This is a genomic window from Acidovorax sp. NB1, from assembly GCF_005405905.1.
Lineage (GTDB): Bacteria > Pseudomonadota > Gammaproteobacteria > Burkholderiales > Burkholderiaceae_C > Acidovorax.
Genome location: NZ_BJHU01000004.1, coordinates 14,228 through 26,863 on the forward strand (window position 1 = coordinate 14,228; position 12,636 = coordinate 26,863).

At 68.3% G+C, this 12,636-nt stretch carries 14 protein-coding genes; 9 read left to right on the forward strand and 5 right to left on the reverse strand.

Annotation, left to right across the window (positions count from 1 at the left end):
* The first annotated feature begins 24 nt into the window (after window positions 1-24).
* The 9 genes from AvAM_RS01165 (at window position 25) to AvAM_RS01205 (ending at window position 7,714) form a co-directional block, all read left to right on the forward strand.
* Window positions 25-684 carry a substrate-binding domain-containing protein gene (locus tag AvAM_RS01165; RefSeq protein WP_017404923.1) on the forward strand — a complete coding sequence of 220 codons (660 nt, stop codon included), beginning with the start codon at window positions 25-27 and terminating at the stop codon, window positions 682-684.
* Between the two features lie 33 nt (window positions 685-717).
* Window positions 718-1,752 carry an amidohydrolase family protein gene (locus tag AvAM_RS01170; RefSeq protein ID WP_059400368.1) on the forward strand — a complete coding sequence of 345 codons (1,035 nt, stop codon included), beginning with the start codon at window positions 718-720 and terminating at the stop codon, window positions 1,750-1,752.
* 1 nt (window position 1,753) lies between these two features.
* Window positions 1,754-2,437, forward strand: a complete 684-nt coding sequence (ligK, locus tag AvAM_RS01175; protein ID WP_059400367.1) for a 4-carboxy-4-hydroxy-2-oxoadipate aldolase/oxaloacetate decarboxylase — start codon at window positions 1,754-1,756, stop codon at window positions 2,435-2,437.
* An 11-nt stretch (window positions 2,438-2,448) separates the two neighbouring features.
* Window positions 2,449-3,381 (forward strand): DUF1932 domain-containing protein, encoded by a 933-nt coding sequence (locus AvAM_RS01180; RefSeq protein ID WP_017407889.1) that lies wholly within the window; start codon window positions 2,449-2,451, stop codon window positions 3,379-3,381.
* Window positions 3,378-4,298 (forward strand): amidohydrolase family protein, encoded by a 921-nt coding sequence (locus tag AvAM_RS01185; protein ID WP_059400366.1) that lies wholly within the window; start codon window positions 3,378-3,380, stop codon window positions 4,296-4,298. The genes AvAM_RS01180 and AvAM_RS01185 overlap by 4 nt, the downstream gene beginning before the upstream one ends.
* Before the next feature lie 12 nt (window positions 4,299-4,310).
* Window positions 4,311-4,760: a protocatechuate 4,5-dioxygenase subunit alpha gene (gene ligA / locus AvAM_RS01190; protein ID WP_059400365.1), complete on the forward strand. Its 450-nt coding sequence runs from the start codon at window positions 4,311-4,313 to the stop codon at window positions 4,758-4,760.
* 1 nt (window position 4,761) lies between these two features.
* A complete protein-coding gene (locus AvAM_RS01195) occupies window positions 4,762-5,634 on the forward strand; it encodes a class III extradiol dioxygenase subunit beta (RefSeq protein ID WP_059400364.1) in 873 nt (290 codons plus the stop codon).
* Between the two features lie 40 nt (window positions 5,635-5,674).
* On the forward strand, window positions 5,675-6,634 hold the full coding sequence (locus tag AvAM_RS01200; protein WP_059400363.1) for a Gfo/Idh/MocA family oxidoreductase: 960 nt from the start codon (window positions 5,675-5,677) through the stop codon (window positions 6,632-6,634).
* Window positions 6,635-6,712: 78 nt separating this feature from the next.
* Window positions 6,713-7,714, forward strand: coding sequence for an aldo/keto reductase (locus tag AvAM_RS01205; protein ID WP_017404468.1), 1,002 nt, complete (start codon window positions 6,713-6,715; stop codon window positions 7,712-7,714).
* A gap of 155 nt (window positions 7,715-7,869) precedes the next feature.
* On the opposite strand, the gene AvAM_RS01210 is transcribed toward AvAM_RS01205, so the two are convergent.
* From AvAM_RS01210 to AvAM_RS01230, 5 genes are all read right to left on the reverse strand, one after another.
* Window positions 7,870-8,607, reverse strand: coding sequence for an aspartate/glutamate racemase family protein (locus AvAM_RS01210; RefSeq protein ID WP_017404467.1), 738 nt, complete (start codon window positions 8,605-8,607; stop codon window positions 7,870-7,872).
* A gap of 13 nt (window positions 8,608-8,620) precedes the next feature.
* Window positions 8,621-9,622, reverse strand: a complete 1,002-nt coding sequence (locus AvAM_RS01215; protein WP_017404466.1) for a tripartite tricarboxylate transporter substrate binding protein — start codon at window positions 9,620-9,622, stop codon at window positions 8,621-8,623.
* A 55-nt stretch (window positions 9,623-9,677) separates the two neighbouring features.
* Window positions 9,678-10,469 carry an amidohydrolase family protein gene (locus tag AvAM_RS01220; RefSeq protein WP_017404465.1) on the reverse strand — a complete coding sequence of 264 codons (792 nt, stop codon included), beginning with the start codon at window positions 10,467-10,469 and terminating at the stop codon, window positions 9,678-9,680.
* 119 nt (window positions 10,470-10,588) lie between these two features.
* On the reverse strand, window positions 10,589-11,113 hold the full coding sequence (locus tag AvAM_RS01225) for a cupin domain-containing protein (protein WP_017404464.1): 525 nt from the start codon (window positions 11,111-11,113) through the stop codon (window positions 10,589-10,591).
* Between the two features lie 21 nt (window positions 11,114-11,134).
* On the reverse strand, window positions 11,135-12,112 hold the full coding sequence (locus AvAM_RS01230; protein ID WP_059400362.1) for a tripartite tricarboxylate transporter substrate binding protein: 978 nt from the start codon (window positions 12,110-12,112) through the stop codon (window positions 11,135-11,137).
* Window positions 12,113-12,636: the final 524 nt, after the last annotated feature.

Consider the following 12,636-nt stretch of genomic DNA (forward strand, 5'->3'; position numbering starts at 1 on the left):
GCTCCGCTTCGTGGAATCTCCTCCATGGCCACCCGCCAGGTGTTGGCCGAGCTGCTGGCCGCCTACGAGCAGCAGACCGGCCAGCGCGCAGCCATCGAGGCCGTGGGCGGCGTGGACGCGGCCAAGCGGGTGCAGGCCGGCGAGGCTTTCGACGTGGTGGTGCTTGCCTCTGACGCCATCGACAAGCTCATCGCGGCCGGCGCCGTCGTGGCCGGCAGCAGGACCGACTGGGTGCGCTCCGGCGTGGCCGTGGCGGTGCGCGCGGGCGCGCCGCTGCCCGACATCGGCTCGGAAGACGCAGTGCGCAGTGCCGTGCTGGCCGCGCGCAGCATCAGCTATTCCACCGGCCCGAGCGGCGTGGCGCTGGCGAAACTGTTCGAGCGCTGGGGCATTGCCGACCAGGTGGCCGGCCGCATGGTGCAGGCCCCGCCCGGCGTGCCCGTGGGCTCCCTGGTGGCACGTGGCGATGTGGAGCTCGGCTTCCAGCAACTGAGCGAGCTGCTGCACGTGGAGGGCATCACCATCGTGGGCCCGCTGCCGCCTGCGATCCAGATCACCACCATTTTTTCATCGGGCGTCGCTGCCTCCAGCCAGCAGCCCGAGGCCGCCAAGGCGCTGCTCGACTTCTTCGCATCGCCAGCGGCGGCCGAAGCCAAGCAACGCCAGGGCATGGACCCTGCCTGAACCCGAACACCAAGATCCAAGGAGCACAACGCAATGAGCCTCATCATCGACTGCCATGGCCACTACACCACGGCACCCAAGGCGCTGGAGAACTGGCGCAACCAGCAGATCGCCGGCATCAAGGACCCGGCCGCCATGCCCAAGGTCGCCGATTTGCAGATCAGCGACGACGAGCTGCGCGAGTCCATCGAGACCAACCAGCTGCGCCTGATGAAGGAGCGCGGCAGCGACATCACGCTGTTCTCGCCGCGCGCCAGTTTCATGGCCCACCACATCGGCGACTTCAATGTCTCCAGCACCTGGGCGGCCATCTGCAACGAGCTGTGCCACCGCGTCTCCACCCTGTTCCCCGACAACTTCGTGCCCGTGGCCATGCTGCCGCAAAGCCCCGGGGTGGACCCCGCGACCTGCATCCCCGAGCTGGAGAAGTGCGTCAAGGAATACGGCGCGGTGGGCATCAACCTCAACCCCGACCCCTCGGGCGGCCACTGGACCAGCCCGCCGCTGACCGACCGCCACTGGTACCCCATCTACGAGAAGATGGTGGAGTACGACCTGCCCGCCATGATCCACGTGAGCACCAGCTGCAACGCGTGCTTCCACACCACGGGCGCGCACTACCTGAACGCCGACACCACGGCCTTCATGCAGTGCATCCAGGGCGACCTGTTCAAGGACTTCCCCACGCTCAAGTTCCTGATCCCGCACGGCGGCGGTGCCGTGCCCTACCACTGGGGCCGTTTCCGCGGCCTGGCGCAGGAGATGAAGAAGCCCCTGCTCGAAGACCACCTGCTGAACAACATCTTCTTCGACACCTGCGTGTACCACCAGCCGGGCATCGACCTGCTGAACACCGTGATCCCGGTGAAGAACGTGCTGTTCGCCTCCGAAATGATCGGCGCGGTGCGCGGCATCGACCCCACCACCGGCCACTACTACGACGACACCAAGCGCTACATCGAAGCGTCGAAGATCCTGAGCGGCGACGACAAGCACCAGATCTACGAAGGCAATGTGCGCCGCGTGTTCTCCCGACTCGATTCACGACTGAAGGCAAAGGGGCTCTGACATGTACGAATTAGGCGTTGTCTACCGCAACATCACCCGCGCCGATCGCGCAGCCGCTGACGGCCTGGCTGCCCTCGGCTCGGCTACCGTGCACGAGGCCATGGGCCGCGTGGGCCTGCTCAAGCCCTACATGCGCCCCATCTACGGCGGCCAGCAGGTCAGCGGCACAGCCGTCACCGTGCTGCTGCAGCCCGGCGACAACTGGATGATGCACGTGGCGGCCGAGCAGATCCAGCCCGGCGACGTGGTGGTGGCGGCCGTCACCTCCGAATGCACCGATGGCTATTTCGGCGACCTGCTGGCCACCTCGTTCCAGGCGCGCGGTGCGCGGGCGCTCATCATCGACGCCGGCGTGCGCGACGTGAAGACCCTGCAGGAGATGAATTTCCCCGTGTGGAGCCGCGCCATTTCCAGCAAGGGCACGATCAAGGCCACGCTGGGCTCGGTCAACATCCCGGTGGTGTGCGCCGGCATGTGGGTCACGCCGGGCGACGTGATCGTGGCCGACGACGATGGCGTGGTCTGCGTGCCCGCCGCGCGCGCCGCCGAGACGCTCGAGGCCGCGCGCAAGCGCGAGAGCTTCGAGGGCGAGAAACGCGCCAAGCTCGCCTCGGGCGTGCTCGGCCTGGATATGTACAACATGCGCCCCGGGCTCGAAAAGGCCGGGCTGCGCTACATCGACTGAGGACCTACGCCATGCCCATCCCCGCATCGGCGCAGGACTGGCACATCGGCCTCGTCGGCTACGGCGAGGTCGGCCGCATTCTCTGCGAGGACCTGCGCGCCCAGGGGCTGCGCGTCTCGGCCTACGACCGCAAGCTCGGCGGTGCGCTACAACGGCCCTTGTTGGAGCACGCGCGGGCCCATGGCGTCGAGTTGCTCGACAGCCACGCCCGGCTCGCGGCCACTGCCGACTTCGTGATCAGCGCCGTCACCGCCAGCCAGACGCTGGACGTGGCCCGGGCGTGCGCTCCGCAGGTGCGCAAGGAAGCCTTCTATCTGGACTTCAACTCGGCCTCCCCGGGTGCCAAGCAGGCGGCCGGCGCGCTGATTGATGCGGCCGGTGCCCGGTACGTCGAAGGCGCGGTGATGACCAGCATTCCACCTTACCGCATCAAGGTGCCGCTGCTGCTGGGCGGCGCCTCGGCCAGGGCGCTGGCCGAGGCCATCGCGCCGCTGGGCTTCGTCGCCAAGGTCGTCAGCGACCGGCTGGGCGTGGCCTCGGCCACCAAGATGTGCCGCAGCGTGATGGTCAAGGGCCTGGAGGCGATGGTGATCGAGAGCTTCACGGCCGCGCGGCACTACGGCGTGGAGGACGCGGTCATCGCCTCGCTCCAGGAGACCTTTCCCGGCATCGACTGGGAGAAGCAGGGCGCCTATTTCTTCCAGCGCGTGATCGAGCATGGCCGCCGCCGCAGCGAGGAGATGCACGAGTCCGCGAACACGGTGCGCGAAGCGGGCATGCCCGCCTTCTCCGCGCAGGGCACAGCCGAGCGCCAGGCCTGGATGGCGGACCGCGCGGACGCCGGGTCGTTCGGCGAACGCGGCGCTCCGGGATTCGCGCGCGCCGCCGACTGGCGCGCCGAGGCCGACCGCCTGTTGCAATCTCTCAAGGAACCCACCGCATGAGCACTTTCACGAAAACCCCAGGCTGGCTCGACTGGTACGCCGGACCCAGCAAGCCCCGCTTCCAGGTGCCGCCCGGCAGCGTGGACGCGCACTGCCACGTGTTCGGCCCGGGCGCGGAGTTCCCCTACGCGCCCGAGCGCAAGTACACGCCCTGCGATGCCTCGAAGCACGAGCTGTACGCGCTGCGCGACCACCTGGGCTTTGCCCGCAACGTGGTGGTGCAGGCCACCTGCCACGGCGCCGACAACCGCGCCATGGTCGATGCCTGCCTGTCCAGCGGTGGCAAGGCGCGCGGCGTGGCCACGGTCAAGCGCTCGGTGACCGATGAAGAATTGCAGGCCCTGCACGCCGCCGGTGTGCGCGGCGTGCGCTTCAACTTCGTCAAGCGCCTGGTGGACTTCACGCCCAAGGACGAGCTGCTGGAGATCGCCGGCCGCATCGCCAAGCTCGGCTGGCATGTGGTGATCTACTTCGAGGCGGTGGACCTGCCCGAGCTGTGGGATTTCTTCACGGCCTTGCCTACCACCGTGGTGGTGGACCACATGGGCCGGCCCGACGTGACCAAGCCCATCGATGGGCCCGAGTTCGAGCTGTTCCTGAAGTTCATGCGCCAGCACCCCAACGTGTGGAGCAAGGTCAGTTGCCCCGAGCGCCTGTCGGTCACCGGGCCGAAGGCGCTCAACGGCGAGCAGGCGGCCTACCAGGACGTGGTGCCGTTCGCGCGAAAGGTGGTGGAGGAGTTCCCCGACCGCGTGCTCTGGGGCACCGACTGGCCGCACCCCAACCTCAAGGACCACATGCCCGACGACGGCCTGCTGGTGGACTTCATCCCCCACATCGCGCCCACGGCCGAGCTGCAAAAGAAGCTGCTCGTGGACAACCCCATGCGCCTGTATTGGCCCGAAGAGGCGAAGTAAGGAGAGCGCGCCATGTCCCTCGACAAACCCTACCTCGACGTGCCCGGCACCATCATCTTCGATGCCGAGCAGTCCCGCAAAGGCTACTGGCTCAACCAGTTCTGCATGTCGCTGATGAAGGCAGAGAACCGCGAGCGCTTCAAGGCCGACGAGCGCGCCTACCTCGACGAATGGGCCATGACCGAGGAACAGAAGCAGGCCGTGCTGGCCCGCGACCTCAACTGGTGCATGCGCACGGGCGGCAACATCTACTTCCTGGCCAAGATCGGCGCCACCGACGGCAAGAGCTTCCAGCAGATGGCCGGCAGCATGACCGGCATGACCGAGGAGGAATACCGCAACATGATGGTCGGTGGCGGCCGCTCCCCGGAGGGCAACCGTTTTCTCGGCGAGGACGGCGACGCCCAGCCGCAACACCAACCCCAAGGCAAGGCCGGCCATAAAACCACGGGCAGCAACTGACATGGCCAAGATCACCGCATCCGTCTACACCTCCCACGTGCCCGCCATCGGCGCCGCCATCGATCTGGGCAAGACCCAGGAACCGTACTGGCAGCCGCTGTTCGCGGGCTACGACTTCTCCAAGGAATGGGAAAAGGCCCAGAAGCCCGACGTGGTGTTCCTGGTCTTCAACGACCACGCCACCGCGTTCAGCCTGGACATGATCCCGACCTTCGCCATCGGTACGGCCGCCGAGTACCAGCCCGCCGACGAAGGCTGGGGCCCGCGCCCTGTGCCCGCCGTCCACGGCCATCCGGCGCTGGCGGCGCACATCGCGCAGTCCGTCATCCAGGACGACTTCGACCTCACCATCGTCAACAAGATGGACGTGGACCACGGCCTCACCGTGCCGCTGTCGCTGATGTTCGGTCAGCCCCCCCAGTCCGACTATCGCTGGCCCTGCAAGGTCATCCCGTTCGCCGTCAACGTGGTGCAGTACCCCGTGCCCTCGGGCAACCGCTGCTTCCAGCTGGGCAAGGCGATCCGCAAGGCCATCGAGTCGTTCGACGAAGACCTCAACGTGCAGATCTGGGGCACGGGCGGCATGAGCCACCAGCTGCAGGGCCCGCGCGCCGGCCTCATCAACAAGGACTGGGACAACCGGTTCCTGGACCGCCTCATCGCCGAGCCCGCCGAGCTGGCCAAGGTGCCGCACATCGAATACGTGCGCGAGGCCGGCAGCGAAGGCATCGAGCTGGTGATGTGGCTCATCGCCCGCGGCGCCATGGCCGACGTCGCTGGCGGACCTGCGCCCAAGGTGGTGTACCGCTTCTTCCATGTGCCCGCCAGCAACACCGCGGTGGGCCACCTGATCCTGGAGAATCAGCCCGCCTGAGGCTGGCTGATTTCGAATCAACCCGTAAAGGACCCCCACCATGACCATCAAAGTAGCCCTGGCCGGCGCCGGCGCCTTCGGCATCAAGCACCTGGACGGCATCAAGAACATCGACGGTGTCGAAGTCGTCTCCCTCGTCAGCCGCGACCTGGCCAAGACCCGGGAAGTGGCCGACAAGTATGGCATCCAGCACGTGACCACCAAGCTCGAAGACAGCCTGGCCATCAAGGAAGTGGACGCGGTGATCCTCTGCACCCCCACGCAGATGCATGCCAGCCAGTCCATCGCCTGCCTGGAAGCCGGCAAGCACGTGCAGGTCGAGATCCCGCTGTGCGACGTGCTGGCCGACGGCGAGAAGGTCGCCGCCCTGCAGAAGCAGACCGGCCTCGTCGCCATGTGCGGCCACACCCGCCGCTTCAACCCCAGCCACCAGTACGTGCACAAGAAGATCAAGGCGGGCGAGTTCAATATCCAGCAGATGGATGTGCAGACGTTCTTCTTCCGCCGCACCAACATGAACGCGCTGGGCCAGCCGCGCAGCTGGACCGACCACCTGCTGTGGCACCACGCCGCCCACACCGTGGACCTGTTCGCCTACCAGGCCGGCAGCCCGATCGTGAAGGCCAACGCGATCCAGGGCCCGATTCACAAGGAGCTGGGCATCGCGATGGACATGAGCATCCAGCTGCAGGCAGCCAACGGCGCCATCTGCACGCTCAGCCTCTCGTTCAACAACGACGGCCCGCTGGGCACCTTCTTCCGCTACATCGGCGACACCGCCACCTACATCGCGCGCTACGACGACCTGGTGCAGTCGCACAGCAAGGGCCCCGAGACGCCGGTGGACGTGAGCCAGGTCGACGTGAGCATGAACGGCATCGAGCTGCAGGACCGCGAGTTCTTCGCCGCGATCAAGGAAGGCCGGGAGCCCAATGCCAGCGTGGCACAGGTCCTGCCGTGCTACCAGGTGCTGAACGGCCTGGAACGGCAACTCAACTGAGTCCGCGCCATTTGGCACTGTATCGTTTCCACTGCCTGCACGGCAAGCGCCGCGGGCGTTCTTCCTGGGAGAAGCGCAATGCAGACACGCACCCTCGGCCCATTCGAAGTCAGCGCCATCGGTCTGGGCTGCATGAACCTCTCGCACGCCTACGGCGCGCCCGTCTCCGCCGACACGGGTGAGCGCGTGCTGCTGGCGGCGCTGGATGCCGGCGTGACGCTGTTCGACACGGCGGCGCTGTACGGCTTCGGTGCCAACGAGGAGTTGGTGGGCCGCGTCCTCCGGCCCCATCGCCAGCGCATCACCCTGTGCAGCAAGGGCGGCATGGCCGGCGTGAAGGGCGAGGACGGCGTGACGCGCCGCGTGATCGACGGCCGCCCCGCCACGCTGCGCAGCAACTGCGAGGACAGCCTGCGCCGCCTGGGCACCGACGTGATCGACCTGTACTACCTGCACCGCTGGGACAAGCAGGTGCCCATCGAGGACTCGGTGGGCGAGCTGTCGCGGCTGGTCGCGGCAGGCAAGGTGCGGGCCATCGGCCTGTCGGAGGTCTCCGCCGCCACATTGCACCGCGCGCACGCCGTGCACCCCGTCGCCGCCGTGCAGACCGAGTACTCGCTGTGGACGCGCAACCCGGAGATCGCGGTGCTCGACGCGTGCCGCGAGCTGGGCGCGGCCTTCGTTGCCTTCAGTCCCCTGGCGCGCGGCTTCCTCTGCGGCGAACTCGTGGACGTGGGTGCGCTCCACGAGAAGGACATCCGCCGCGCCATGCCGCGCTTCGCGCCCGAGGCCTACGCGGCCAACCTGAAGCTGCTGGACGGCTACCGCAGGATCGCGCGGGACGCGGGCTGCACCCCGGCACAGCTGGCCCTGGCCTGGCTGCTGCACCAGGGCGGCCACATCGTCCCCATTCCCGGCACCACGAGCGTGGAACACCTGCTGGACGACCTGGGCGCCGCCAACATGCGGCTGCACGCCGCGGTGATCGAGCGGCTGAACGTTCTGATCAACGAACTTACCGTGGTCGGCCAGCGCTACAGCGCGCAGAGCGCGAACGAGGTCGACACCGAAGCCTTCTGAACCGCGAAGGCCCCTGGCGTCCGCGAGCCCGCCTTCGCGGTGTTGCGGGCGCCCTGCTGCCGGTTCCACACGGTGCGAGGGCAGGAATGCCCAGGCGCGAGGTTGTGAGGTTCACCCCGCCCTCCTCCGGCGGTCGGGCCGCGCCCCGGACCGCGTCAGGGTGCTCCGGCGCGGGCCAGCAGGCGGCCGTAGCCTGGAACCCCCGGCAGCGCGCCAAGCTTGCGCATGCAGTACCAGGCCACCGCCGTGTTGCTCGTGACGACGGGCCGTCCCAGGGAACGCTCCAGGGCCTCGATGGTCTCGGCCGTCCGCACGGTGGTGCAACTGAGGACGTATGCGTCCGCCCGCGCATGGGCATGGCGCGTGGCGAACGCATGCCACGCCTGCGGCGCGATGGCCATCATCTCGCGGCCGGTGCGGCAATCCAGGCCGGCGTTGCCGAGGATCTCGAATCCATGCTCGGCGAAGTAAGCCGCCTCCCGGTCATTGACGGCCGCCGTGTACGGGGAGAGCAGCACCACGCGCCGCGCGGGCAGGGCCTGCAGCGCCGCCACCAGGGCCTGCGACGTGGCCACGCAGGGCAGCCCAGTCGCGGACTGGATGCGCGCGAGAATCGACGCCTCCAGCTCGGTGCTGTAGGTCGACACGGCGGTGCAATGGAACACCACGATGTCGACGCCCGCGTCCGCGAGCAGCTCGGCCGCCGGCTCGACATCCCGGGCCATGCCCAGCAGGCTCGCCTCCGAACTGTCCACGAGCTTCAGCCGCGTGACCGCGATGGCGATGTCGGCGGGAAGCATCGCGCGCAGTTGCGGCTCGGCGGCCTGGTTCACGGAGGGCAGCAGCACGCCGATGCGCCCGCCCGATCCGTAGTCGAGTGCTGGGGCGGTCATGCCGATGCGCCCTTCAGTTCAGCTTGAGCCCGAGCTCCTTGATCAGGGGCGCGTACTTGGCGGTCTCCCGCCGGATGGTCTCGTCCATCTCCTCGGGCGTGGTGCCCGCCGTCTCCAGACCGAACACCATGAGCTGGTCCCTGACTTCCTTGCGCTGCACGACCTCCACAACGTCCTTGTGGATCTTGTCGATGATCGCCCGCGGCGTGCCGGCGGGCGCGGACAGTGCATTCCACATCAACAGTTCGTAGCCCTTGAGCCCGGCCTCCGCCAGCGTCGGCACGTCGGGCAAGGCCGCGGAGCGGACCGGACCCGTCGTGGCCAGTGCACGGATCTTCCCGGACTGGATGTGCGGGACATTGGCGGCGATGCCGTCGAAGCTGACCTCGACGTCCCCCGAGAGCATTCCTTTGACGACCTCCGAGGCGCCGCGGTACGGCACCTGGACCAGCTTGATCCCGCTCTGCCGCGTGAACATCTCGCCTGCGAGCTGTGTGGACGTGGTGCTGGAGCCGTAGTTGATGCTGCCGGGCTGGGCCCGGGCGGCAGCCACCAGGTCGGCCACCGCCCTGAAGGGTGTCCGGTCGGTTGCGGTGAGCACCAGGGACTGGCGGGCGACGATCGAGATGGACGCGAAGTCCTTGATCGGATCGTAGGGCAGCCGCGAATACAGCGCCGGGTTCAGCGTGTAGGTCGAATCCAGGGGCATGAACAAGGTGTAGCCGTCGGGCGCGGCCCGGGCGGCCTCCTGCGCCGCGATCAGCGTGTTGGCCCCGCCCTTGTTGTCGACGACGACGGGCTGGCGCCACTTTTCGGACAGGCGTTGCGCGATCGCTCGGCCCAGCACGTCGGCGGGCCCACCGGCCGGGAAGGGCACGATCAGACGCACCGGCCTGGCGGGGAAGCTGGCCGCGGCCTGCGCCTGCGCAGCGGCGGGGAGGACCGGTAGCAGCAGCATCGGGACGAGCAGCGTGGCGCGCTGCGCCGCGCGGCGCAGCAGATGGAACATGGGCATGGGTGTCTCCTCTTTCTTTTGATCGCAGGGGGTCGGCGGCGCCGGGGCGGGCCGCTCAGAACCCGTACAACTGCTCGGGGTTGCGCACCAGGATCTGGTGGCGCTGTGCTCCGTCGGGCACCCAGGTCAGCATCTGGTCCAGCAGGTCCGTGGTGTTGGGCATCTCGCCCTTGAACGAGACGTGCGGCCAGTCGCTGGCCCATACCAGGCGGTCCGGCCGGGCGGCCAGCAGCGCCTGGACGTAGGGCACCATGTCCTCGTAGGGCGGAGGCAGCGCCGACATCCGGTAGCCGCAGGACAGCTTGACCCAGCACCGCCCCGTGTTCACCAGCCTCAGCAGCGCCTGGAAGCCAGGCTGCCCCACGCCGTCTCCCGGCCTGAGCGAGCCCATGTGGTCGATCACGACGTCGGTGGGCAGTTCGCGCAGGGTGGGCTCCATCTCGGCCAGCGGAGCTCGGCCCTGGTCATCCATGACGTGGAGCTGCACATGCCAACCCAGGCGGGCGATGCGCGCCGCCAGCGCGGGCATCTCGGCCAGCGGGACGGCACCTGCATGGCCGATGTTGTAGCGCACTCCCCGCACGCCGGCTTCGTGCAGGCGGTCCAGTTCGGCATCCTGCACCTCGGCCCGCAGCGCGACGATGACGCGCGCCGGCCGGCCCAGCTCGGCCACCGCCTCCAGGTGCCGCCGGTTGTCGGTGCCATAGCCGCTGGGCTGCACGAGCACCAGGCGCTCGACGCCCAGGGTGTCGTGCAGCGCGCGCAGCCGCGCCGGCAAGGCGTCGGGCACATCGAAGGCGCGCGTCGCGGCCACGGGATAGCGGTCGGCGGGGCCATAGACATGCACATGGCAATCCGCGGTCCCCGGCGGGCAGATCAGCCTGGGCTTGCGGGGAGCGGGATCGGGAGGCTGGCACAGCGGAATCTCCGCGGAAGCTCGCGCGCTCGTTGCAGGCGACGGGCCGCTCATTCGAAGATCCGATCCTCGTGCAGCACCACGGGCACTTCCTTGTTCTTCTCGGAATAGCCATCGAAGGGCTTGCCCTCCAGGTCGATGCGCGCGAGCACGTCGCTGTCGGGGTCGATGTGCGCGCCGATGCGCAGCATGACGAGTTCCTCGCGGTCTTCCTTGGCGTGGAACCAGTAGAAGGTGCCGGCCGGCAGCAGCACGCAATCGTTCCTGCCTGCCTCGCGCGTCTCGCCATTCGGCCCGTGGAACACCGCGCCGCCCTGCAGGATGACGAACACGTGGTCCTCGTTGGAATGCGCGTGGATCTCGTTCTCGCCACCGCTCGCGTAGGTCTTGAGCACCACGTTCATGTAGCGCGACGCGCCGAGGACCTGGTTGGTGCGGCCCTGCTTCGGCAACTGGGTCCGGATGTGGAAGAAGCTGGGCTGGCCCGGCTTGTTCAGGCGCGCCATCTCCGCGCGCCACTCCGCGGCGCTGTTGACGATCGGGGCGAAGCTGTGGCTGGGGCTGTTCGTGGTCATGGTGAATCTCCTTCGTGAATGTCAATCGATCCTGATGCCGGCTTCCGCGATGACGGGACGCCACCTCGCGGCCTCCGAGGCGATGAAGCTGCGCAGCGCCTGCGGCGAGCTGGCGTCGGCCAGCAGCCCGGCGCCCAGGAGCTTCTCCTGCACGTCCTTGGACGCGAGGGCTTGCGTCAGCGCGCGGTTGAGCTCGTCCACCACCGCAGCGGGCGTGCCCTTGGGCGCCAGCAACGCCATCCACACGTCGATGTCGGGCAGCTTGATCCCCACATCGGCCATCGATGGCACGTTGGGCAGCGTGGGGATGGGCTTGGCGCTCAGGCGCGCGAGCGGCCGCAGCGTGCCCTTCTCGAAATGGGGCATGGCGGTCGTGATGCCGTCGATGGTGAACGTGACGTCCTTGGTCAGCAGGCTCTGGGTCGTGCCCGCGCTGCCCTTGTAGGGCACCGAGACCACCTCCTTGCCCAGCGTGCGCTTGAGCAGCTCGCCGGAGAGCTGGGACGTGAAGGTGCCGAAGCCATAGCTCATTGCGGCGGCGCCGGCCTTGGACTGCGCGAGCAGCGCCTGCATGGACTGGGGTCCGGCCTGGTGGGTCATGACCACCAGGGGCGTGGTGGCCACCTTGCCGATCGGCTCGAAATCCTGGACGGGATCGTAGGGCAGCTTGGCGTAGAGGTACTGGTTCATCACCAGCGTGTTGTCGATGGCCATCAGCAGCGTGTAGCCGTCCGGCGCCGCCTTCGCGACGGCATCGGCGCCAATGATGGTGTTGGCGCCCGGCTTGTTGTCCACCACGATCGGCTGGCGCATCAACTCGCCCATACGCTGCCCGACGACGCGGGCCAGCAGGTCGGTGGGACCGCCGGCGGGGAACGGTACGATCATCCGGATCGGCCGGCTGGGATAGTCACGGGAAGCTGGTGCTTGTGCGTGCACCGGAATGGCGGCGCAAATGAGCGACACGGCGAGGGCCGCGGCGACCTGGAAGGTTTTCATGGGGTGTCTCCTGGGCGGTTGTCGATATCCGCGATTCGTTGTCGCGGACGATTTGTTGACCGCTGTCAATTCTGGGGGGCCGGTGCGTGCCCGGCAACGCAGGCTGGCCTATTCGCTGTATCGAAGAAATGAATTCGCCATGCTCCGCGCCTTTCGGAGGTCTCCGCCGTCGTCGGCGGTGGCCGGCCACAAAGGGACGCGTCGCCCTCCAGGGGCATGGGCCAGGCGTTCACGCCACGCGGCGCGCGGGCGACGACCGCCAGCATGGTCACCGCTGGGTGCAGGCACGGTTGCACGAAGCGCAGTTCGTGCTCGACATCAACGCGGACCGGTTCGGCGCTCCGGAGATCCTGGTCCTGCCCTTGCCCGCCGCGCTTGCCTGGCAGCGGGCGAGCGCATCCGCATCGCTGAGCACTAGGCCGAAGCGCAACGTGCAGTCCTGCGCGAGAAGGCGCCCGCCGTCGCTCAAAGCCCGGGCGGCGCGGCCGAACGGCACGCGCCAGCGCATCCGACGGTCCCGGGGA

Excerpts from the sequence above, each read along its gene's own strand:
- AvAM_RS01165 (WP_017404923.1), top strand. The coding sequence starts at position 25 with ATGGCCACCCGCCAGGTGTTGGCCGAGCTGCTGGCCGCCTACGAGCAG.
- AvAM_RS01170 (WP_059400368.1), top strand. The coding sequence starts at position 718 with ATGAGCCTCATCATCGACTGCCATGGCCACTACACCACGGCACCCAAG.
- ligK (WP_059400367.1), top strand. The coding sequence starts at position 1,754 with ATGTACGAATTAGGCGTTGTCTACCGCAACATCACCCGCGCCGATCGC.
- AvAM_RS01180 (WP_017407889.1), top strand. The coding sequence starts at position 2,449 with ATGCCCATCCCCGCATCGGCGCAGGACTGGCACATCGGCCTCGTCGGC.
- AvAM_RS01185 (WP_059400366.1), top strand. The coding sequence starts at position 3,378 with ATGAGCACTTTCACGAAAACCCCAGGCTGGCTCGACTGGTACGCCGGA.
- ligA (WP_059400365.1), top strand. The coding sequence starts at position 4,311 with ATGTCCCTCGACAAACCCTACCTCGACGTGCCCGGCACCATCATCTTC.
- AvAM_RS01195 (WP_059400364.1), top strand. The coding sequence starts at position 4,762 with ATGGCCAAGATCACCGCATCCGTCTACACCTCCCACGTGCCCGCCATC.
- AvAM_RS01200 (WP_059400363.1), top strand. The coding sequence starts at position 5,675 with ATGACCATCAAAGTAGCCCTGGCCGGCGCCGGCGCCTTCGGCATCAAG.
- AvAM_RS01205 (WP_017404468.1), top strand. The coding sequence starts at position 6,713 with ATGCAGACACGCACCCTCGGCCCATTCGAAGTCAGCGCCATCGGTCTG.
- AvAM_RS01210 (WP_017404467.1), bottom strand. The coding sequence starts at position 8,607 with ATGACCGCCCCAGCACTCGACTACGGATCGGGCGGGCGCATCGGCGTG.
- AvAM_RS01215 (WP_017404466.1), bottom strand. The coding sequence starts at position 9,622 with ATGCCCATGTTCCATCTGCTGCGCCGCGCGGCGCAGCGCGCCACGCTG.
- AvAM_RS01225 (WP_017404464.1), bottom strand. The coding sequence starts at position 11,113 with ATGACCACGAACAGCCCCAGCCACAGCTTCGCCCCGATCGTCAACAGC.
- AvAM_RS01230 (WP_059400362.1), bottom strand. The coding sequence starts at position 12,112 with ATGAAAACCTTCCAGGTCGCCGCGGCCCTCGCCGTGTCGCTCATTTGC.